General features: G+C 60.8%; 18 protein-coding genes. 7 read left to right on the top strand and 11 right to left on the bottom strand.

Features of this window, described 5'->3' with window-relative positions:
- Window positions 1-10: 10 nt before the first annotated feature.
- The 3 genes from ptsN to JOE29_RS04165 are packed head-to-tail and all read left to right on the top strand — an operon-like array spanning window position 11 to window position 1,623.
- Window positions 11-475 carry a PTS IIA-like nitrogen regulatory protein PtsN gene (gene ptsN, locus JOE29_RS04175; RefSeq protein WP_004401031.1) on the top strand — a complete coding sequence of 155 codons (465 nt, stop codon included), beginning with the start codon at window positions 11-13 and terminating at the stop codon, window positions 473-475.
- A 2-nt stretch (window positions 476-477) separates the two neighbouring features.
- Window positions 478-1,335, top strand: coding sequence for an RNase adapter RapZ (gene rapZ, locus JOE29_RS04170; protein WP_044312141.1), 858 nt, complete (start codon window positions 478-480; stop codon window positions 1,333-1,335).
- A 15-nt stretch (window positions 1,336-1,350) separates the two neighbouring features.
- Window positions 1,351-1,623 carry an HPr family phosphocarrier protein gene (locus tag JOE29_RS04165; RefSeq protein ID WP_003313599.1) on the top strand — a complete coding sequence of 91 codons (273 nt, stop codon included), beginning with the start codon at window positions 1,351-1,353 and terminating at the stop codon, window positions 1,621-1,623.
- Between the two features lie 186 nt (window positions 1,624-1,809).
- On the opposite strand, the gene JOE29_RS04160 is transcribed toward JOE29_RS04165, so the two are convergent.
- The 3 genes from JOE29_RS04160 to pmbA form a co-directional block, all read right to left on the bottom strand.
- Complete coding sequence (locus JOE29_RS04160) at window positions 1,810-2,421, bottom strand: superoxide dismutase (protein WP_003395233.1); 612 nt, start codon at window positions 2,419-2,421, stop codon at window positions 1,810-1,812.
- A gap of 1 nt (window position 2,422) precedes the next feature.
- Window positions 2,423-2,884: a tetratricopeptide repeat protein gene (locus JOE29_RS04155; RefSeq protein WP_044312143.1), complete on the bottom strand. Its 462-nt coding sequence runs from the start codon at window positions 2,882-2,884 to the stop codon at window positions 2,423-2,425.
- Between the two features lie 288 nt (window positions 2,885-3,172).
- Entirely contained in the window at window positions 3,173-4,519 is a 1,347-nt protein-coding gene (pmbA, locus tag JOE29_RS04150; protein WP_003313601.1) for a metalloprotease PmbA, read from the bottom strand.
- Window positions 4,520-4,626: 107 nt separating this feature from the next.
- Here pmbA and yjgA point away from each other — a divergent pair, with 107 nt between their 5' ends.
- Entirely contained in the window at window positions 4,627-5,148 is a 522-nt protein-coding gene (gene yjgA / locus JOE29_RS04145) for a ribosome biogenesis factor YjgA (protein ID WP_003364101.1), read from the top strand.
- Between the two features lie 48 nt (window positions 5,149-5,196).
- On the opposite strand, the gene tldD is transcribed toward yjgA, so the two are convergent.
- The 8 genes from tldD to mreB form a co-directional block, all read right to left on the bottom strand.
- Complete coding sequence (gene tldD, locus JOE29_RS04140; protein WP_003413412.1) at window positions 5,197-6,636, bottom strand: metalloprotease TldD; 1,440 nt, start codon at window positions 6,634-6,636, stop codon at window positions 5,197-5,199.
- 2 nt (window positions 6,637-6,638) lie between these two features.
- The gene (locus tag JOE29_RS04135) at window positions 6,639-7,484 is read right to left on the bottom strand and encodes a carbon-nitrogen hydrolase family protein (RefSeq protein WP_210078819.1); all 846 of its coding nucleotides are present in this window, start codon (window positions 7,482-7,484) and stop codon (window positions 6,639-6,641) included.
- Window positions 7,485-7,532: 48 nt separating this feature from the next.
- Complete coding sequence (locus JOE29_RS04130) at window positions 7,533-11,348, bottom strand: YhdP family protein (protein ID WP_210078818.1); 3,816 nt, start codon at window positions 11,346-11,348, stop codon at window positions 7,533-7,535.
- A 180-nt stretch (window positions 11,349-11,528) separates the two neighbouring features.
- Entirely contained in the window at window positions 11,529-12,986 is a 1,458-nt protein-coding gene (gene rng, locus JOE29_RS04125; RefSeq protein WP_003364105.1) for a ribonuclease G, read from the bottom strand.
- A complete protein-coding gene (locus JOE29_RS04120) occupies window positions 12,983-13,585 on the bottom strand; it encodes a Maf family protein (RefSeq protein ID WP_074951651.1) in 603 nt (200 codons plus the stop codon). Before JOE29_RS04120 ends, rng begins: the two co-directional genes overlap by 4 nt.
- 67 nt (window positions 13,586-13,652) lie before the next feature.
- Window positions 13,653-14,144 (bottom strand): rod shape-determining protein MreD, encoded by a 492-nt coding sequence (mreD, locus tag JOE29_RS04115; RefSeq protein ID WP_003364106.1) that lies wholly within the window; start codon window positions 14,142-14,144, stop codon window positions 13,653-13,655.
- Window positions 14,137-15,252, bottom strand: coding sequence for a rod shape-determining protein MreC (gene mreC, locus JOE29_RS04110; RefSeq protein WP_074907226.1), 1,116 nt, complete (start codon window positions 15,250-15,252; stop codon window positions 14,137-14,139). Before mreC ends, mreD begins: the two co-directional genes overlap by 8 nt.
- Before the next feature lie 183 nt (window positions 15,253-15,435).
- The gene (gene mreB, locus JOE29_RS04105; RefSeq protein WP_002555108.1) at window positions 15,436-16,473 is read right to left on the bottom strand and encodes a rod shape-determining protein MreB; all 1,038 of its coding nucleotides are present in this window, start codon (window positions 16,471-16,473) and stop codon (window positions 15,436-15,438) included.
- Between the two features lie 205 nt (window positions 16,474-16,678).
- On the opposite strand from mreB, the gene gatC reads away from it, so the two are divergent.
- Genes gatC through gatB form a run of 3 tightly spaced genes read left to right on the top strand, consistent with a single transcriptional unit; the run spans window position 16,679 to window position 19,888 of the window.
- Window positions 16,679-16,966, top strand: coding sequence for an Asp-tRNA(Asn)/Glu-tRNA(Gln) amidotransferase subunit GatC (gatC, locus tag JOE29_RS04100; RefSeq protein ID WP_210078817.1), 288 nt, complete (start codon window positions 16,679-16,681; stop codon window positions 16,964-16,966).
- A gap of 14 nt (window positions 16,967-16,980) precedes the next feature.
- Window positions 16,981-18,432 carry an Asp-tRNA(Asn)/Glu-tRNA(Gln) amidotransferase subunit GatA gene (gene gatA / locus JOE29_RS04095; protein ID WP_003395221.1) on the top strand — a complete coding sequence of 484 codons (1,452 nt, stop codon included), beginning with the start codon at window positions 16,981-16,983 and terminating at the stop codon, window positions 18,430-18,432.
- Window positions 18,433-18,442: 10 nt separating this feature from the next.
- A complete protein-coding gene (gene gatB, locus JOE29_RS04090) occupies window positions 18,443-19,888 on the top strand; it encodes an Asp-tRNA(Asn)/Glu-tRNA(Gln) amidotransferase subunit GatB (RefSeq protein WP_003313612.1) in 1,446 nt (481 codons plus the stop codon).
- The last annotated feature ends 339 nt before the right edge of the window (window positions 19,889-20,227 follow it).

Raw genomic sequence — 20,227 nt, 5'->3', positions numbered from 1 at the left:
CGCCCATTTAATGATCCGAATCGAAAATATCCTGACCCCCGGCCGTTCGCTCGTGGACGTGCCGGGTGACAGCAAAAAGCGTGTACTCGAAGACATCGCCAATCTGATCGCTCGTGAAGTACCGGGCATGGATTTCGAGACGGTGCTTGGAAGCCTCGTTGCCCGCGAAAAGCTGGGCTCGACCGGTTTTGGCAACGGTATTGCCATCCCTCATTGCCGCCTCCCCGGCTGTGAAGACCCCGTCAGTGCGGTCATTCACCTCACCAACCCTATCAACTTCGATGCTATCGATGGCGCACCAGTGGACCTGCTTTTCGTGTTGCTGGTCCCGCAAGCCGCCACCGATGCACACCTGGAGCTGCTGCGCCAGATCGCAAGCATGCTTGACCGCGCCGATGTGCGTGAACGCCTACGCAGTGCCAAAAGCGGTGAAGCGCTTTATCAAGTGGTGCTGGACGTGCAGAACGGCCACTGACCATGCGCATGATCATCGTCAGCGGCCGCTCCGGCTCAGGCAAGAGTACGGCGCTCGATGTGCTGGAAGACAACGGTTTCTATTGCGTCGACAACCTGCCAGCCGGCCTGCTGCCGGAACTGGCCGAGCGCGCGCTGATCAACACCGAACTGGCTGAACCGCTGCTGGCAGTTTCCATTGATGCACGCAATCTGCCCAGCCACCTCACACGCTTCCCGCAGATGCTGGATGAAGTGCGTTCACGCAATATCCAATGCGACGTGCTTTACCTGGACGCCGACGAAGCCACCCTGCTCAAGCGTTTCTCAGAAACCCGACGTCGCCATCCGCTGAGCACAGCGGACCGCTCGCTGGCTGAGGCGATACGGGACGAGACCACCCTGCTCGGCCCGATCATCGACCTGGCCGATCTGAAGATCAACACCACTCACCTGAACCTGTACCAGCTGCGTGACGCACTGAAACTGCGCCTGCTGAACAAGCCCGAGCCGGGTACGGCGTTCCTGATTGAATCGTTCGGCTTCAAGCGTGGCATGCCTGTCGATGCAGACCTGGTATTTGACGTGCGCTGCCTGCCCAACCCTTATTGGAAGCCTGAGCTGCGCGACCATTCGGGCCTGGAACAACCGGTTATCGACTACCTGTCCGCGCAGGCCGATGTAGAAGAGATGTTCCAGGATATCTTCGCTTACCTGAACAAATGGCTACCCCGGTTTGCAGCCAGTAACCGTTCTTACGTTACCATTGCCATCGGCTGCACCGGCGGACACCACCGTTCGGTCTACCTGACCGAGCGGCTCGGTCAGGTCTTGCAACAATCACTCAAGAACGTTCAGGTTCGCCACCGCGACCTCAGCTGAAGGATTTTCACTGCGATGCCCGCTCGTCAAATCACCATCATCAACAAACTGGGCCTGCACGCCCGCGCCGCCGCCAAATTCGTCGGCGTCGCGGGCAAGTTCCCCTGCAAGATCAGGGTCGGCCGTACTCCGGAGAGCATGGTCGACGGTAAAAGCATCATGGCCGTGATGATGCTGGCTGCCGGCAAGGGCACCGAGATCCACCTGCACACCGAAGGCGAATTCGAACAGGAAGCGCTCGATGGCCTGGTCGAGCTGATCGACAACCGGTTTGATGAGGGCGAATAAGCCCTCGGACAAACGCGGTATCCGTCACCACCAGCCTTGCACGCGTATCCAGTTCAGCCCATGGACAATCAGGAGCGCCATACCCGCCAACAACAGCACGCTCCCGACTGCCAGACGAAATAACCGCACATTGCTGAGCATGAGGAGTTCTGAGCGCATAGGCTGCCTTGGATGCGGTTGCCAGGCTCAGGCCAGGGCGGCCTGATAACGGCGAGACACTTCATCCCAATTGATCACGTTATAGAACGCATTGATGTATTCGGGACGACGGTTCTGATAGCGCAGGTAGTAAGCGTGCTCCCACACGTCCAGCCCCAGAATCGGCGTGTTGCCGTTCATCAACGGGCTGTCCTGATTACCGCTGCTTTCCACTACCAGCTTCTTGTCAGGCGTGACGCTCAGCCATGCCCAGCCACTGCCAAAACGGGTCAACGCAGCCTTGGTGAATGCCTCCTTGAAGCTTTCATAGCCGCCCAGTTGCTCATCAATGGCCGACGCAACAGCGCCTGAAGGCAAGCCTCCCCCGCCCGGCACCATGACTTCCCAGAACAACGAATGATTGGCATGGCCGCCACCCTGATTGATTACCGCTGGACGCAGGTTTTCAGGCAACTGCTGGACGCTGGCGACCAGCTTCTCCACAGACCAGTCGGCGAACTCCGTGCCTTCGACTGCCGCATTGAGGTTGTTGATGTACGTCTGGTGATGCTTGGTGTAGTGGATTTCCATGGTTTGCGCATCGATATGCGGTTCAAGGGCATCGTATGCGTAAGGCAGTGCAGGCAAGGTGTATGGCATTTCAATGTGCTCCGTAGAAAAGTCCGGAAGGGGCTGCAGAATGGCGCTGCAGCGCAGAGCGCGTATGCTCGCTGCTGCTGTTCAGCAACCGGTGAGTGCGCGGGTATTCGCCATGTTCGCTGATGAAACTCAGCAGCTCGGCGTAGGTTTTGCTGCTGTGGCGCAAGGCCGCCTCGCGCAGGGCGGGCGGGAGTCGTTGATCTTGCAGGGTCCGCAACAGGTGCTGGTGGATGGCGCACAGGTACTCGGCGCTCTCCTCCGGCTGACCCAGACTCAGGTGCAGATCCGCCAGGTTGTGATGGGAGATCACACACGCCGCGACGGCTTCGTCCACGTCCGGCCACCGCTCGAACAGCACCTGCGCCAAGGCCAGCGCCTGAAGGTACAGCTCACGGGCTTCGACCCACTCACCGAGACTGAAACAGCGATTGGCCTGTTCAATGGTGCGTTTCCAATGCTGCATGACATACCTCCAGAGGCGCAGGCTGGCCGGATCAACTGATCCTGACGGCCACAGCACACCTTCAAATGATATTCATTATTAAATGAGATTTTGACTCAACACAAGCGAGTTGATGAGATTGATTCTTGAGGAGGGGATGATGCAAGGCCGCAAACGCTGTCGATCGCTCTTGATCATGGAGCGAAGCGCAGTCGGGATGTGTGACACGGAATGTCGAGAACTGCGCGCCAAAGCCAATGCGGCATTGGCACGCGTTCAGTCAGGTGCGGGGCTGACGAGGCAGGCTGATCAGCTACCCGCTACGGTCATTCGCTCGATGAGTACCGAGCCGGTGCGGATGTTGCTGCGCAGCTCAAGATCGCTGCCGACGGCGACGATCTGCTTGAACATGTCGCGCATGTTGCCGGCAATGGTCACTTCCTGAACCGGGAACTGAATCTCGCCATTCTCGACCCAGAAGCCTGCCGCGCCGCGCGAATAGTCGCCGGTGACCATGTTCAGGCCACTGCCCATCAGTTCGGTCACCAGCAAGCCGCGTCCCATGCGCCGAATCAGCGCAGCCTGGTCGTCCGAACCGTGGGTAACGAACAGGTTGTGCACACCGCCCGCGTTGGCAGTGCTCGGCATGCCCAGCTTGCGGCCGGAATACGTGCTCAGCACGTAGGAAACCAGATCCCCACCTTCCACGAAGGGTTTGGCGAAGGTCGCCAGACCATCACTGTCGAACGCCGAACTGCCCATCGCATGCTTCAGGTGCGGGCGCTCATCGATGGTCATCCACTCGGGGAACAGGCGCTGACCCAGCGCGCCTTCGAGGAATGACGATTTGCGGTACAGGGTGCCGCCGGAAATCGCACCAAGAAAGCTGCCGAACAGGCCGCCTGCCAACTCCGCAGCAAACAGCACCGGCACTTCACAGGTCGGCACAGGACGCGCGCCCAGACGGCTCGCTGCACGCAACGCAGCCTTGCGGCCAATGCTTTGTGCATCGGCCAGCAGCTCGCCCTGGCGGTTGACGTCATACCAGTAATCGCGCTGCATCTGGCCTTCGCCCTCGGCGATCATCACACAGCTGAGGCTGTGCCGCGTTGACGCATAGCCACCGATGAAGCCATTGCTGTTGCCGTATACCCGGCAGCCCTGATGGGTATTGAGCGTGGTGCCATCGGCGTTCTTGATGCGGCTGTCGGCATCGAAGGCCGCCGCTTCGCAGAGCAACGCCTTCTCGATGGCTTGCTCGGGCGTGATGTCCCAGGTGTGATAAAGGTCAAAATCCATGACCTCTTTGGCCATCAGCGCAGCGTCGGCCAGCCCGGAGCTTTCATCTTCGGAGGTGTGTTCGGCAATCGCCAGTGCAGCGGCGACCGTTTCACGAATCGCGTCGGCGCCGGTTGCCGACGTGCTGGCCGAGCCCTTGCGCTGCCCGACATACAGGGTGATACCAAAGCCCTGATCGCGGTTGAACTCGACGGTTTCGACTTCACGCTGACGGACCGATGTCGACAGCCCCTGATCCACCGACACGGCGACTTCGCAGGCGCTGGCGCCCTGACGCCGGGCTTCGGCGATGATCTGCTCGACCTGTTCCTGCAGCTCGGGCAAGGCTTGTGGGCCGACGCTTTGGGTTGCACTCATGACTTTCTCCATCAAATTCTTCTTTCAGCACAGGCCGAATACCGACCGGGCCGGACAAGCGGCCCACGACTGGTTATCATGGCGGCGTTTCTTTGCGGACTGCCCCCATGGTTGATTCTTACGACGACTCCCTCGACGGGGAGAAAAGCAAAACCCAGGTCAAACGAGAGCTGCATGCTCTGGTCGACCTCGGCGAGCGACTGACAACACTCAAAGCCGATGTGCTGGCCAAGCTGCCGCTGACCGACGCTTTGCGCAAGGCCCTGGCCGAAGCGCCCAAGCACACGGCGAACATCGCGCGAAAGCGGCATATTCTGTTCATCGGCAAGCTGATGCGCGATCAGGACCAGGAAGCCATTCTGGTGTTGCTGGACCAACTCGATGCCTCCACTCGCCAATACAATGAACGTTTCCACAATCTGGAGCGCTGGCGTGATCGCCTGATCGCGGGCGATGACGCCGACCTCGAGAAGTTCGTTGTCGAATACCCCGATGCCGACCGTCAGCAGCTGCGTTCGCTGATCCGTCAGGCGCAACACGAAGTTGCACGTAACAAACCGCCGGCCACCAGCCGCAAAATCTTCAAATACATCCGTGAGCTGGACGAACTTCAACGCGGTCTGCGTTGATTTCATCCTCGGGGCCGGCAGCAACAAGCAGCCGGCCCCGACTCACGTTCAGCTACCGGTGCCACCCACAGTGATCGCGTCGATTTTCAGCGTAGGCTGACCCACACCGACCGGCAGCGACTGGCCATCTTTCCCGCACGTACCGACGCCGCTGTCCAGCGACAGATCGTTACCCACCATCGACACCCTGCTCATGGCTTCCGGCCCGTTACCGATCAAGGTAGCCCCTTTGACCGGCGCAGTAATCTTGCCGTCTTCGATCAAATAGGCCTCACTGGTCGAAAACACGAACTTGCCGCTGGTGATATCCACCTGACCCCCGCCCAGGTTGGCGCAGTAGATGCCGCGCTTCACTGAGGCGATGATTTCCTGCGGATCGCTCTGCCCGCCCAGCATGTAGGTGTTGGTCATGCGCGGCATCGGCAGGTGGGCATAGGACTCGCGACGGCCGTTGCCGGTGCGGGCCACGCCCATCAGGCGTGCATTGAGCTTGTCCTGCATGTAGCCCTTGAGCACGCCGTTCTCGATCAGCGTCGTGCATTCGGTCGGTGTGCCTTCGTCATCGACACTCAGCGAGCCACGACGCCCCGCCAGGGTGCCGTCGTCGACGATGGTGCAGAGTTTCGACGCAACCATCTCGCCCATGCGCCCGCTGTAGGCCGAACTGCCCTTGCGGTTGAAGTCGCCCTCAAGGCCGTGGCCGACCGCTTCGTGCAGCAGCACACCGGACCAGCCGGAGCCGAGTACCACCGGCAAGGTGCCTGCCGGTGCGGGAATCGCTTCCAGGTTGACCAGTGCCTGACGCAGGGCCTCACGGGCATAGCCCATGGCGCGATCGTCGGTCAGGAAATAACGGTAGTCGGTACGCCCACCGCCACCATGCCCGCCCCGCTCGCGACGGCCATTCTGCTCGACGATGACACTGACGTTGAAACGCACCAGCGGGCGTACATCGGCGGCCAGGCTGCCATCCGCGGCGGCCACCAGGATGCGCTCCCAGACACCGGCCATGCTCACCGAAACCTGCTGGATACGCGAGTCCAGCGCACGCGTCGCAACGTCGATGCGCTTGAGCAACTCGACCTTCTCGGCGCGGCTCAGCACTTCCAGCGGGTTATCCGGGGCATACAACTGCGCCACGTCCTGCGAGGTGAAAGCCTGCACGCGACCATTCTGGCCAGCGCGAGAAATGGAGCGCGCGGCCTGTGCAGCGGTGCGCAGGGCCTCGGGGGTGATCGCGTTGCTGTACGCAAAGCCGGTTTTCTCACCCGACTGGGCACGCACGCCCACGCCTTGATCAAGATTGAAACTGCCTTCCTTGACGATCCCGTCTTCGAGCGACCAGGACTCGGAGATCATGCCCTGAAAATACAGATCGGCCGCGTCGATTCCTGGCCCGGCCAGATCGCCCAGCACGGACTGCAGGCTGTCGAGGCTCAGGCCGCCGGGTGCCAGAAGGTGTTCGCTGACTGAGGACAGATCACTCATATTCACTCCGAAGCAGGCCGCATGGCGTCCTGCGAAAAAAAGCGCCGGTGACTGGACACCGGCATCCGCGCCCGTATGGACGCCTGTTCTTCACTGTCGCGTGTGGCCAGCAGCACCGCTTCACCCTGCGCCTGCTCGGCCAGTACGCGGCCCCATGGATCAACGATGGCCGCGTGTCCGTAAGTCTCGCGAGGCCCCGGATGGACCCCGCCCTGTGCCGCCGCCAGCACGTAACACTGGGTTTCGATGGCACGCGCGCGGATCAGAATGTCCCAGTGCGCAGCACCCGTTACCGCAGTGAACGCTGACGGCGCGGTAATCAGTTCAGCACCGGCCTCACGCAGCGCGGTGTACAACTCGGGAAAGCGCAGGTCATAACAGACGGTCAGCCCTAGACGCCCCACAGGCGTATCGGCTACCACCACCCTGCTCCCATGAGCATAGTCATCCGATTCACGATAGCGGCCACGGTTGTCAGCGACATCCACATCGAACAGATGCAGTTTGTCATAACGCGCCACCTGCTCACCGTGCTCATCGATCAACAGCGAACACGCCGTCACCTTGCCGTCCGGCCGCTCATCCGGCGGCAGTGGCAAGGTTCCGGCAACAATCCATAACTTGAGGTCGCGAGCGGCCAGTTTCAACCATCGCAGGATCGGCCCGTGCCCCTGAGCCTCGGCACGCCCGATATCGGCGACGTCGCGGCGCCCCATTGCGACGAAGTTTTCGGGCAGTACCGCCAGCCGCGCGCCACCTTCGGCTGCCTGTTCCAGCAGACGTCGGGCGCTGGCCAGATTGGCCAGGACATCGCTTTGGCTGACCATCTGAATCACCGCGAAGGACATGGCAACCCGCTCCTGAATGACATGGCCACCACTGTACTCCATGAGACGCTATTGGGGCTTTTCAAATGGCTTGTCGAACGTGATCTTCGGCTCTTTCCAGGGCCCTTCGACCTTGTATTGCACGCTGGCGAAACGCGCAACCCGGTCGCCCAGCAGCTTGTCGACCAGAAACAGCGCCCCGCCAATGGCGGGCGCGCCGACAATCAGTGCAGCGATAGGCAGATTATTGGTCACCGGCAAGGTCACCAGCAGCTTCGCATCGACACGATCGCGAACCATGTCCAGCGTACCGTTGAGTTCCAGATTGCTCGACGGCCCGGTCAGGGTGATCGGGTTGCGCGTCACATAGACACCGTCGCTGGCGACCAGCAGCCCTTTGACCCGGTCGTAGCTCAGGCCTTTGCCCAGCAGGTCGGAGAAGTCCAGGCGCAGACGCCGGCCGATGGAGTTGAAATTCAACAGTCCGAACACCCGCAACGCCTGAGCACCGCCCTCGACTTCGACGAACTGACCTCTGTTCAGCGTGGCATCCAGGCTACCGGAATAGCGCTTCAGACCGACCCAGGCAGGCGAACCCGGCCAGCGTCCGTCCACGTTCATCTCGAAGCGTTCACTGGTGACAGTGGGTGCGAAGTTCCAGGCCTTGAGCACATCCGCGAGGTTCTTGCCCGCCAGACGGCCTTTGAACGAACTGCTGCTGGCCCCGGGCGTACCCTCCCAGGTAGCGTCACCCTCCAGCAGAATGCCTTTGAGCCCCAGGCTCATGTCCGAAATGCGCATGCCGGCAGACGTTGGCCGGGTTTTCAATGCCCAGGCCCCGAGCAACTGATCGCCCTGAAACAGCTGGGAGATCTTCACGTCCAGCGCAGGGATATTGTGCGGGTCGATATCCGCCAGAGGATCAGGCGCGTTTTCCACCACGGTCGCTGTCGGGTCGGATGCAGGCAGTCGAACGTAGAGCATGTTGACGCCGATCGGTGCAGACTTGGCGTCGGGCAGCGTTGCCGTTCCCTTGGCCAGCGCGCTGTCCAGCGACAGGGCCCAGGCTGCCGCGCTGCGCTGCAACTGGACACGCACGTCATTGAGTGTGGTGCCCATCGCGGTCAGTTTGCCGATCTGCAGATCAACGCTGTTAAGCAGTTGTTTTGCGTTGCCGCCCGGATCATTCCCCGTGTAGCGAGCGGCCAGTTCCTGCCAGGGCGCGATGTCCAGTTCGGACAACTCCCCGCGGATCCGCAAGCCCTTGGCGTCCGGCACGATCGCCCCGCCGCGCCCCAGATAAAGCTCGCCACGACCTTCGGCAAACTTGCCACTCGGTGCTGCGAACGCAAAGTTGGCCTGATCGTTATAGGCCGCGCCGAGCCTGCGCTCCGCGCCTTGCAGGGTCATGCGGAATTCGCTGGGGCGCTCCTGCTCGGCGGTCTTGCCAAACGGTGCGGGCAAGTCGATCGCCACGCCCTTGAGCGTGGAGTTGATTACCAGCGGGCTGTCCTTGCTGTCCAGAATCAGCTGCAACTGATACGGCAGGTCACCGGAGACCGGCAACGGCTGGGTCACGTTCAGCCAGTCGGTGAGCCGCTTCACGGTGATTTGCCCGTTCGCCACAATGCGCGTCACGTTGTCGCCAGGCTTGCCCTCGGCGGCGATCTCTGCGGTGACAGGGCGATCGAATGCCTGGGCCTTGATGCCCTTGCCGCTCAGCCCGCTGGAGCTGTCAAAACGGAAGTCGCCTTTCAGGCGGGTCAGCTCCAGCACCGGGTCAGCCAGTTTCAAGCGCGCATTGTCGGTGCTGAAGTCCACCACGACCTTTGGCTCGACGCCCTTGGCCAGCGGTATATCCAGCTTCAGCTTGCCGTCCAGCGGGCCCTCGCCCTGCCAGCCGGCAAACGTGCTGCCCGTACCGATGGGCGCCTGCTGGAGAATCTTCAGGCCGTCGACCAGGTTTCCGGAGAAATTACCGTCCACCAGCAGGTGACTGTCCTGACCTGACGGCACATGAGGAATATTGACCAGCACATTGCTGACCTTGGTATCCAGCAACTGCCCTTTGCTTGCCTTGACACGTACACCGCTGTTTTCGACGTAGACCTTGCCATCCACCCCGGTCAGCGACGGCCAGCCCGGCTGGAACGCCAGTGTTGCGTTGCTGACATCGAAGAACAGACTAATGACACGCGCCGTATCGGGCGAGTTCTTGTTCAGCGACCCTTGATACTGGAAGAACCCCTGCTTGACCGCGCCACTCACCACGGCGGTGCGCAACCAGTGATCAAGCTCAGGACTGAGCGCGGTCGGCAGGTACTTGCTGGTGTAACGGCCGTCGCCGTCAACAATGCCGACCCGCAGGTCCATGTAGTCTTCCTGATCATGATTGAGATGAATTTTGATCAGAAAGTCCGCCGCAATCTTGCCTTCGTCGCCGAGCACCTTGATGTACGGGGCGATCAGCGTGAACGCCTGGTCATCCAGTTTCCAGGTCAGACGGGCATTGGCCTTCTGGTAACGCCAGGGTTTAGCGAAGATCGGGTCCAGGTGCAGCATGAAGTCGTCGGTGTCGAGGCGCAGCTCGCCCTGCCCCAGATCACCGCTGATGGCACCGGTGACATTTCCGGCCGCAGGCGCCCCGCGATACGCGTTGAAACCCACCTTGTCCAGATTGGCGGCAAAGCTCAGGCGCTTGTCGCCGACTGCCTGCGGCCGGTAGTCGAGCAGCACGTTATGCAGCCCGCCTGTCACCTTGAGGCCGTCGACCACTGCCATGGCCTTGTCAGGCAGGGGCGCGAGCGAGTCGATCAGCGGCGTGACAGGCGTCAGGTCCAGACGATCCGCCTGTACATGCCAGAGCTCTTCGCTGTCAGGGGTCGCGGCGGTTTGCGTCAGTTGCACACGGCTTTCCCAGCGCGTGTCGCCAAGGCTCATCGCCAGTGAATCGAGGTTCAGGTCGAAACCTGTATCAGTCCGTGCAAACCATGCGTTCAGCGCAAGGTTATCGATCGTCGACGGTTTGCGACCGGCATAAACGCCTTTGACCTGCGGTGCATTGAGACGCGTGGTCGCGCTTTGCACGGTGCCCTTGCCCCAACTCAACCAGACCTCGCCGCCGGCCTGCAGCTTCGACAGTGTCCATTCGCGAGTGAGGCTTTTCGGCAGCCACTTGGCCCAGTCGCTTTGCGGCAGGCTGGCGTAGACGTCGGCCTCGCCGTCCTTCCACTGACTGGCCTGGATGCGCGAGCGCACGTTGAGCGCGACCGGCTGACCATCCGGCAGGGTCAGGCGTGCGTCAAGTCGCTGGGCGTAGCTGCCGGTGTCCAGACTGAGGTTTACATAGGTGAGGGTCAGCGGCGCGGCGTCAAACGGTTGCACCGTGACCTGGCTGTCGAGCAACGACAAATGCGCGACCATCTGCATCTGCCTGAGCACCTGCTCGGGGTCGAACGGGCTGTCGTTGTGCACCGGCAAGCCCTGAACCGACCATGCGCCGTCCTTATCCTGCCTGAGGCTGAACTGCAGGCCGTCCACCTCGAGATGAGCGATGCGCACGTCACGCGCCAGCAGGCTCTCCCAAAGGTCAGGAACAACCCTTACGCGATCCAGACGAAGGGCACTGGCACCCTCGCCGACCATCACGTCGTGGGCCAGCAGTACCGGGGCAAAGCGGCTCCAGCTGCCCTCCAGGCTGCCGATGCTCAGCGGTATGCCCAGCGCGCTGCTGGCACGGGTTTCCACGTCGACACGGTATTCGGCAACCAGCGGCGTCAATTGACGGCCGAGGCTCACGTACAGCGCCGCAAGCACCAAAATCAGTGCGCACAGGCTCAGCCCCCAGCGGGTCAGGGTTGCGACGAGGCGAGGAAGACGTCCCATCTCAGGAGGCCCTCCACTGCGGGGTGCAAGGAGCAGAGTCGGCGAACGGATTCCGGCTCGGATGCGCAGGTGCGGTCAGGTACAGGTTTTGCTCATTCGCCACGCATCATTCTCGATAAAACGGCATACCTGCCAGAAACCCTTAGGGCACTTGTCATAGATTTCAAACGATCAGCACCCTCAGAGCAGCACCACGTCGTATTGTTCCTGCGAGTACATGGTTTCTACCTGAAAACGGATAGTGCGGCCAATAAAGCTCTCCAGTTCAGCCACGTTGCCGGACTCCTCGTCGAGCAGGCGATCCACCACGCGCTGATTGGCCAGAACACGATAGCCCACTGCCTGATAGGCCCTGGCCTCGCGAAGGATTTCCCGGAAGATTTCGTAGCAGATGGTCTCGGGGGTCTTCAGCTTGCCCCGCCCTGCGCAGCAATGACACGGTTCGCACAGCACCTGTTCGAGACTTTCGCGGGTGCGCTTGCGGGTCATCTGCACCAGACCCAGTTCGGTGATGCCGATGATGTTGGTCTTGGCGTGATCGCGTTCCAGCTGCTTCTCAAGCGTGCGCAGCACCTGACGCTGGTGTTCACCGTCTTCCATGTCGATGAAATCGATGATGATGATGCCGCCCAGATTGCGCAGGCGCAGCTGCCGGGCGATGGCCGTGGCAGCTTCCAGGTTGGTCTTGAAGATGGTTTCTTCGAGGTTGCGATGCCCCACGAACGCGCCGGTGTTGACGTCGATGGTGCTCATCGCTTCGGCTGGATCGATTACCAGATAGCCGCCCGACTTGAGCGGCACCTTGCGCTCGAGCGCTTTCTGGATTTCGTCCTCGACCCCATAAAGGTCGAAGATCGGCCGCTCGCCCGGATAGTGCTCGAGCCTGTCGGCGATTTCCGGCATCAGCTCGGCCACGAACTGAGTGGTTTTCTGAAAGGTTTCCCGCGAGTCGATACGGATCTTCTCGATGCGCGGGCTGACCAGATCGCGCAAGGTGCGCAGCGCCAGGCCCAGATCTTCGTAAATCACCGTGGGTGGGCTGACCGTCTTGATCTGCTCGCCGATCTGATCCCAGAGCCTGCGCAGATAGCGGATGTCCATCAGGATTTCATCAGCCCCGGCGCCTTCGGCAGCGGTGCGCAGAATGAAACCTCCAGCTTCCTTGATACCTTCCTGGGCAACACAATCGCTGACCACTTTCTTGAGTCGTTCGCGCTCGGCTTCGTCCTCGATCTTCAGCGAGATGCCCACATGCGCGGTGCGCGGCATGTACACCAGATAACGCGACGGAATGGAGAGTTGCGTGGTCAGCCGTGCGCCCTTGCTGCCGATCGGGTCTTTGGTGACTTGCACGACAAGGCTCTGGCCATCATGTACCAGCGACGCGATGCTCTCGACCGCAGGCCCTTCACGCATGGATATTTCCGATGCATGAATGAACGCCGCGCGATCCAGACCAATGTCGATGAACGCCGCCTGCATGCCGGGAAGCACCCGCACAACCTTGCCTTTGTAGATATTGCCGACGATGCCGCGACGCTGGGTGCGCTCGACGTGCACCTCTTGCAGAACCCCGTTTTCCACTACGGCCACGCGCGATTCCATCGGCGTGATGTTGATCAGAATCTCTTCACTCATGACTTGTCACCTTCCAGGCATTGCCAGCAGGGTATGCCGAAATGGCCAAGCAGTTCTGCGGTTTCGCACAGGGGCAGACCCACCACCCCAGAATAGCTACCTTGCAGACCCTCGACGAAAATCGCTGCCAACCCCTGGATGGCATAGCCGCCAGCCTTGTCGGCGGGCTCACCACTGGTCCAGTAGGCTTGGGCTTCATGGGTTTGAATCGGGCGAAAGCGCACACGACTGGTAACAATACGGGTTTCGCTGCGTTGCCGATCACAGAGCGCGACAGCCGTCAGTACGTCATGCTCGCGCCCGGACAGGGCCATGAGCATGGCCAGCGCATCCGCTTCATCGACCGGCTTGCCGAGAATGCGTCCATCGAGCACCACCGCCGTGTCGGCCCCGATCACGCATGCCTGTTGTTCGGCTGACAGCACGGATAGCCCGGCCTGAGCCTTGCCCAGCGCAAGACGCTCGACATAGGCAGCCGGGGTTTCATGGTCGAAAGGAGTTTCGTCGATCTGAGCGCTCAGTACGGTAAAGGGCACACCGATCTGAGTCAGAAGTTCGCGGCGGCGCGGCGAGCCAGAAGCCAGATAAAGCGAGGGCATAAGGACATCTCCGTGTCTGTGCGGGTGAGCGCGAACAACGCAGCGAGGCGTCGCGCTCACCTTGCGCTTAATTGATTTTCAAACGTTTGCGCAATCCACGCAGGCCATAACTGATCCAGGGCCACAACAGAGCGCTGACCAACGCGGGCAGCACCAGCGCCAGCGTAGGCTGACGGTTGCCGGTCAGCGCACTCAGCCAGAGTTGCGCAAGCTGCGCCAGACCGAATACCACCAATAGCACCAGGCACTGTTGCCACATCGGAAACATGCGCAGGCGCTGCTGCAAGGACATCACCAGAAAGGTAATCAGACTGAGGATCAGGGCATTCTGGCCAAGCAATGTGCCGTACAGCACATCCTCCATCAGGCCCAATATCCAAGCGGTGGTCATACCGTATTTGTGCGGCAGCGCCAGAACCCAGAAGGTCAGCAGCAGAGCCAGCCACAGCGGCCGGAAGATTTCCATGAATTGCGGCAGCGGCGAAACGCTCAGCAGCAGACCGATCGCAAACGTCAGCCAGACCACCCAGCCGTTGCGCCCGGAAACATGACTAACCATCGATAGGCTCCCGGGCAGTGGAAGGTCTGGAGGCAGGCGGCTGTGACGCCGCAGGCCGGGCGGCAGGCCTTGCAGGTGTCGCGGGCGTTGCCGCCGGTGCAGGTGTCGCCGACTGCGCCGCCGGCTTGTGCGTCAGCGTGCTGCCCGGAAAGACCGGAACGAATGCCTGCGGCCACATCGGGAAAGCCGGTGTCGGCGGCGGCAGTGTTGCCATCACGGAAGGCTCGACGCCCTTGTCGAGGGATTCCTGTGCTTGCGCCGCATCGGCAGCGCGCTCTTCCGGCGAGCGGCCGTCAGAGAACACCAGCAACAAATAGCGACTGCGATTCAACGCGGCGGTTGGCACCGCACGAACGATCGCGAACGGCTGGCCGGAGTCGTGAATCACCTCCTTGACCGTCGCCACCGGGTAACCGGCCGGGAAACGCTGACCAAGGCCCGAACTGACCAGCAGATCGCCTTCCTTGATGTCTGCGGTATCCGCCACATGCCGAAGCTCCAGACGCTCCGGGTTACCGGTGCCACTGGCGATGGCACGCAGACCGTTGCGGTTGACCTGCACCGGGATGCTGTGGGTCGTGTCAGTCAGTAGTAGAACGCGTGAGGTATAGGGCATCAATTCGACCACCTGCCCCATCAGGCCGCGCGCATCGAGCACAGGCTGGCCGAGCACCACGCCGTCGCGTTCGCCCTTGTTGATGATGATGCGATGGGTGAAGGGGTTCGGGTCCATGCCGATCAACTCGGCGACCTCGACCTTTTCGTTGACCAGCGCCGAAGAGTTCAGCAGCTCACGCAGCCGAACGTTCTGCTCGGTCAGTGCCGCCAGCTTTTGCAGGCGACCTTGCAAAAGCAGGGCTTCAGTCTTGAGTTTTTCGTTTTCGGCGATCAGCTCTGTGCGGCTGCCGAACTGACTGGCGACGCCTTGATACAGACGCTGTGGCAGGTCGACGATCCAGTAGGACTGCATGAGCACCATCGACATCTGGCTGCGCACGGGCTTGAGGATCGTAAAGCGGGCGTCGACAACCATCAACGCAACCGACAGAACGGCCAGCACCAGCAGACGTACACCCAGCGACGGGCCTTTTGAGAAAAGCGGTTTAATAGGCCGCTCCTCCGGGGCATGCGATCGTTGGATCGAACTTCGATTGGCAATTATTCATGCGGTATGTAACCGGCCTGGACAAATGAAAGAGATAGGCACCCTGTTTCGGCGTCAGCCTGATGCATACAGGTAGCATATCCGCCACCTGCATACAAAAGACTCCGTGAAAGGCACCCCGGCGAATTATTCGCTGGAGAGCAGATCCATGGTGTGCTTATCCATCATTTCCAGCGCACGGCCACCGCCACGCGCTACACAGGTCAGCGGGTCTTCGGCGACGATCACCGGCAGACCGGTTTCCTGCGCCAGCAACTTGTCCAGATCACGCAGCAGCGCACCACCACCGGTCAGGACCAGGCCACGCTCGGCGATGTCCGAGGCCAGTTCCGGAGGCGATTGCTCCAGAGCGCTCTTGACCGCCTGAACGATGGTCGCCAGCGACTCCTGCAGTGCCTCGAGCACTTCATTGGAGTTCAGGGTGAACGCACGTGGAACGCCTTCGGCCAGGTTGCGGCCACGGACGTCGACTTCGCGCACTTCACCGCCCGGATAGGCAGTACCGATTTCCTGCTTGATGCGCTCGGCAGTCGATTCGCCGATCAGGCTTCCGTAATTGCGGCGCACGTAGGTGATGATCGCTTCGTCGAAACGGTCACCGCCGACCCGTACGGATTCGGCATACACCACACCGTTCAGGGAGATCAGGGCGATTTCGGTGGTACCGCCGCCGATGTCGACAACCATCGAACCGCGAGCTTCTTCCACCGGCAAACCGGCACCGATTGCAGCGGCCATCGGTTCTTCGATCAGGAATACTTCGCGTGCGCCTGCACCCAGGGCCGACTCGCGAATGGCGCGACGCTCGACCTGAGTGGATTTGCACGGAACGCAGATCAGCACACGAGGGCTGGGCTGCAGAAAGCTGTTTTCATGAACCTTGTTGATGAAGTACTGCAACATTTTTTCGCAGACGCTGAAGTCGGCGATAACGCCGTCTTTCATTGGACGAATGGCTGCGATGTTGCCTGGAGTACGGCCCAGCATGCGCTTGGCTTCGGTACCGACGGCCACGACACTCTTCTGGTTGCCGTGAGTACGAATGGCAACGACAGAGGGTTCATTCAGAACGATACCGCGCTCACGCACGTAAATAAGGGTGTTGGCAGTGCCCAGGTCGATGGATAGATCACTGGAAAACATGCCACGCAGTTTCTTGAACATGGGAAAGGGACCCTAGGGAACGCGTGGTAAAAAAAGTGCGGCAAACTCTAACAACGACAGGGATTTTGGGCAAGGAGCCAATATGCTAAATTGGCGGTTTTCCGAACACCACCCTCGACGTTAGCGGCTTGAGACAGTAATAACGCGATAGTGTTCCGCAATTGGCAACAAAGCAAATCCATAAGCATTCCACTGGAGATACCCCATGGCGCTTGAACGCTCCGACGTGGAAAAGATCGCTCATCTGGCCCGACTGGGCCTCAATGACGCCGATATCCCGCGTACCACCGAAGCACTTAACAATATTCTTGGGCTGGTCGATCAGATGCAAGCGGTCGACACCATTGGCATCGAGCCGCTGGCTCACCCGCTGGAAGCCACCCAGCGCCTGCGCGAAGACGCCGTCACCGAGCGAAATCGTCGTGACACTTACCAAGCCATCGCACCAGCGGTCCAAGACGGGCTGTATCTGGTTCCGAAAGTCATCGAGTAAGGGAAAGCGCCTGCATGCATCAAATGACTCTGGCCGAGATCGCTCGCGGACTCGCCGATAAAAAGTTTTCTTCCGAAGAGCTGACTCGCGTTCTGCTGTCGCGCATCGCGACGCTCGACCCGCAGCTCAACAGCTTCATCAGCCTCACCGAAGACCTGGCCATCACCCAGGCGCAGGCGGCAGACGCGCGCCGTGCAGCCGGTGAAAACGGCCCGCTGCTCGGTGCCCCGCTGGCCCACAAGGACCTGTTCTGCACCCAGGGCATCCGCACCAGTTGCGGCTCGCTGATGCTCGACAATTTCAAGGCACCCTATGACGCCACGGTGGTTTCGCGTCTGGCATCGGCCGGTACAGTGACGCTGGGCAAGACCAACATGGACGAATTCGCCATGGGCTCGGCCAACGAATCCAGCCATTACGGCGCGGTGAAAAACCCGTGGAACCTGGAATGCGTCCCTGGCGGTTCTTCGGGCGGCTCGGCAGCTGCTGTTGCTGCACGTCTGTTGCCCGCCGCGACCGGCACCGACACCGGTGGCTCGATTCGCCAGCCTGCAGCGTTGACCAACCTCACTGGCCTCAAGCCGACCTACGGCCGCGTATCGCGCTGGGGCATGATTGCCTACGCATCCAGCCTCGATCAGGCGGGACCGATGGCACGCACGGCCGAAGATTGCGCACTGCTGCTGCAAGGCATGGCCGGTTTCGACCCGCAGGACTCGACCAGCATCGACGAGCCGGTTCCGGACTACTCCGCCAGCCTCAATACCTCGCTCAAGGGCCTGCGTATCGGTGTGCCGAAAGAATATTTCAGCGCAGGCCTCGACCCACGCATCGCGCAGCTGGTGCATGAAAGTGTCAAGGAGCTGGAAAAGCTCGGCGCGATCGTCAAAGAAGTCAGCCTGCCGAACCTGCAGCACGCGATCCCGGCCTACTACGTCATCGCGCCAGCAGAAGCCTCGTCCAACCTGTCGCGCTTCGACGGGGTGCGTTTCGGCTACCGCTGCGAAGACCCGAAAGACCTGACTGATCTGTACAAGCGCTCTCGCGCCGAAGGCTTCGGCCCGGAAGTCCAGCGACGCATCATGGTTGGCGCCTACGCGCTGTCGGCGGGTTACTACGACGCCTACTACCTGCAGGCGCAGAAAATCCGTCGCCTGATCAAGAACGATTTCATGAGTGCGTTCGCCGATGTCGACGTGATTCTCGGCCCGACCACGCCCAACCCGGCCTGGAAAATCGGCGCCAAGACCAACGATCCGATTGCCGAATACCTGGAAGACTTCTACACCATCACCGCCAACCTGGCGGGCCTGCCTGGCTTGTCCATGCCTGCGGGCTTCGTCGACGGTCTGCCGGTCGGCGTGCAGCTGCTCGCTCCGTATTTCCAGGAAGGCCGTCTCTTGAATGTGGCGCATCAGTATCAGCAAGTCACCGACTGGCACACTCGCGCACCTGAAGGCTTCTGAGGAGAAACACATGCAATGGGAAGTCGTCATCGGGCTGGAGATTCATACCCAGCTTTCGACCCAATCAAAGATTTTTTCCGGTAGCGCGACCACGTTCGGCTCCGAGCCCAACACGCAGGCCAGCCTCGTCGACCTGGGCATGCCTGGCGTATTGCCGGTGCTGAACAAGGAAGCCGTGCGCATGGCCGTCAAGTTCGGCCTGGCAGTGAACGCCGAAATCGGCCAGCACAACGTGTTTGCCCGCAAGAACTACTTCTACCCGGACCTGCCCAAGGGCTATCAGATCAGCCAGATGGAGCTGCCGATTGTCGGCAAGGGCCACCTGGACATCCCCCTTGAAGACGGCACCGTCAAGCGCATCGGCATCACCCGTGCGCACCTGGAAGAGGATGCGGGCAAGAGCCTGCACGAAGACTTCCAGGGCATGACCGGTATCGACCTGAACCGTGCCGGCACCCCGCTGCTGGAGATCGTTTCCGAGCCGGACATGCGCAACGCCAAGGAAGCCGTGGCTTACGTCAAGGCCATCCACGCGATTGTCCGCTACCTGGGCATCTGTGACGGCAACATGGCAGAAGGTTCGCTGCGCTGCGACTGCAACGTATCGATTCGTCCGAAGGGCCAGGTCGAGTTCGGCACGCGTTGCGAGATCAAGAACGTCAACTCGTTCCGCTTCATCGAAAAAGCGATCAACAGCGAGATTCAGCGCCAGATCGATCTGATCGAAGACGGTGGCAAGGTTATCCAGCAGACGCGCCTGTATGACCCGAACACCAACGAAACCCGCGCCATGCGCAGCAAGGAGGAAGCCAACGATTACCGTTACTTCCCCGACCCGGATCTGTTGCCGGTGATCATCGAGGACTCGTTCCTAGAAGAAACCCGCGCCACCTTGCCAGAGCTGCCGCCGCAGAAACGCGAACGCTTCCAGAGCCAGTTCGGTCTGTCGACCTACGACGCAAGCGTACTGGCTTCGAGCCGCGAGCAGGCTGACTACTTCGAACAGGTAGTGAGCATCAGCGGTGACGCCAAACTGGCAGCCAACTGGGTCATGGTCGAGCTGGGCAGCCTGCTGAACAAGCAGGGCCTGGAGATCGATCAGTCGCCGGTCAGTGCAGAGCAGTTAGGCGGCATGCTCAAGCGCATCACCGACAACACCATTTCCGGCAAGATCGCGAAAATGGTCTTCGAAGCAATGGCCAATGGTGAAGGCAGCGCCGATGAAGTCATCGAAAAACGCGGTCTGAAGCAGGTCACCGACAGCGGCGCCATTGAATCGATGCTCGACGAGGTGCTGGCAGCCAACGCGGAACAGGTCGAACAGTATCGTGCCGCGGACGAAGCCAAACGCGGCAAGATGTTCGGCTTTTTCGTCGGTCAGGCGATGAAAGCCTCCAAAGGCAAGGCCAACCCGCAGCAGGTCAACGAACTGCTGAAGGCCAAGCTGGAGGGCTGATCCTCGTCACTCTCGTTCCCACGCTATGCGATCAGCGTTATACACGAGTCTTGTGGGAGCGAGCTTGCTCGCGAATAGGCCGGTACAGCCTCTAGAGACAGGGCGTTTGGACCAAGGTCTTCGTGAGCAAGCTCACTCCCACAGAGGTCTTTATTCACATCGCGATTGCGGTCAAAGACCCCGCCTTCTGGGCTCTTCATGACTTGTGCATAACGATGAGCGCTCTGTGTGGGAATGCAGTTCCGGACGCTCTGCGTCCGCTGTCGAGTACGCGCTGCGACACCGGGTTATGACGCGGAGCGTCACGAAATGCATGCCGACATGGAGCCTTGGCACGAG

This window comes from Pseudomonas sp. PvP009, from assembly GCF_017832995.1.
Taxonomy (GTDB): domain Bacteria; phylum Pseudomonadota; class Gammaproteobacteria; order Pseudomonadales; family Pseudomonadaceae; genus Aquipseudomonas; species Aquipseudomonas syringae.
Note: the sequence above shows the minus strand (reverse complement) of the source record. Positions and strands in the feature narration are given on the sequence as shown.

Excerpts from the sequence above, each read along its gene's own strand:
- tldD (WP_003413412.1), bottom strand. The coding sequence starts at position 6,636 with ATGAGTGATCTGTCCTCAGTCAGCGAACACCTTCTGGCACCCGGCGGC.
- rapZ (WP_044312141.1), top strand. The coding sequence starts at position 478 with ATGCGCATGATCATCGTCAGCGGCCGCTCCGGCTCAGGCAAGAGTACG.
- JOE29_RS04155 (WP_044312143.1), bottom strand. The coding sequence starts at position 2,884 with ATGCAGCATTGGAAACGCACCATTGAACAGGCCAATCGCTGTTTCAGT.
- JOE29_RS04120 (WP_074951651.1), bottom strand. The coding sequence starts at position 13,585 with ATGCCCTCGCTTTATCTGGCTTCTGGCTCGCCGCGCCGCCGCGAACTT.
- JOE29_RS04160 (WP_003395233.1), bottom strand. The coding sequence starts at position 2,421 with ATGCCATACACCTTGCCTGCACTGCCTTACGCATACGATGCCCTTGAA.
- ptsN (WP_004401031.1), top strand. The coding sequence starts at position 11 with ATGATCCGAATCGAAAATATCCTGACCCCCGGCCGTTCGCTCGTGGAC.
- mreB (WP_002555108.1), bottom strand. The coding sequence starts at position 16,473 with ATGTTCAAGAAACTGCGTGGCATGTTTTCCAGTGATCTATCCATCGAC.
- JOE29_RS04135 (WP_210078819.1), bottom strand. The coding sequence starts at position 7,484 with ATGTCCTTCGCGGTGATTCAGATGGTCAGCCAAAGCGATGTCCTGGCC.
- rng (WP_003364105.1), bottom strand. The coding sequence starts at position 12,986 with ATGAGTGAAGAGATTCTGATCAACATCACGCCGATGGAATCGCGCGTG.
- JOE29_RS04165 (WP_003313599.1), top strand. The coding sequence starts at position 1,351 with ATGCCCGCTCGTCAAATCACCATCATCAACAAACTGGGCCTGCACGCC.
- pmbA (WP_003313601.1), bottom strand. The coding sequence starts at position 4,519 with ATGAGTGCAACCCAAAGCGTCGGCCCACAAGCCTTGCCCGAGCTGCAG.
- gatB (WP_003313612.1), top strand. The coding sequence starts at position 18,443 with ATGCAATGGGAAGTCGTCATCGGGCTGGAGATTCATACCCAGCTTTCG.
- yjgA (WP_003364101.1), top strand. The coding sequence starts at position 4,627 with ATGGTTGATTCTTACGACGACTCCCTCGACGGGGAGAAAAGCAAAACC.
- JOE29_RS04130 (WP_210078818.1), bottom strand. The coding sequence starts at position 11,348 with ATGGGACGTCTTCCTCGCCTCGTCGCAACCCTGACCCGCTGGGGGCTG.
- gatA (WP_003395221.1), top strand. The coding sequence starts at position 16,981 with ATGCATCAAATGACTCTGGCCGAGATCGCTCGCGGACTCGCCGATAAA.
- gatC (WP_210078817.1), top strand. The coding sequence starts at position 16,679 with ATGGCGCTTGAACGCTCCGACGTGGAAAAGATCGCTCATCTGGCCCGA.
- mreD (WP_003364106.1), bottom strand. The coding sequence starts at position 14,144 with ATGGTTAGTCATGTTTCCGGGCGCAACGGCTGGGTGGTCTGGCTGACG.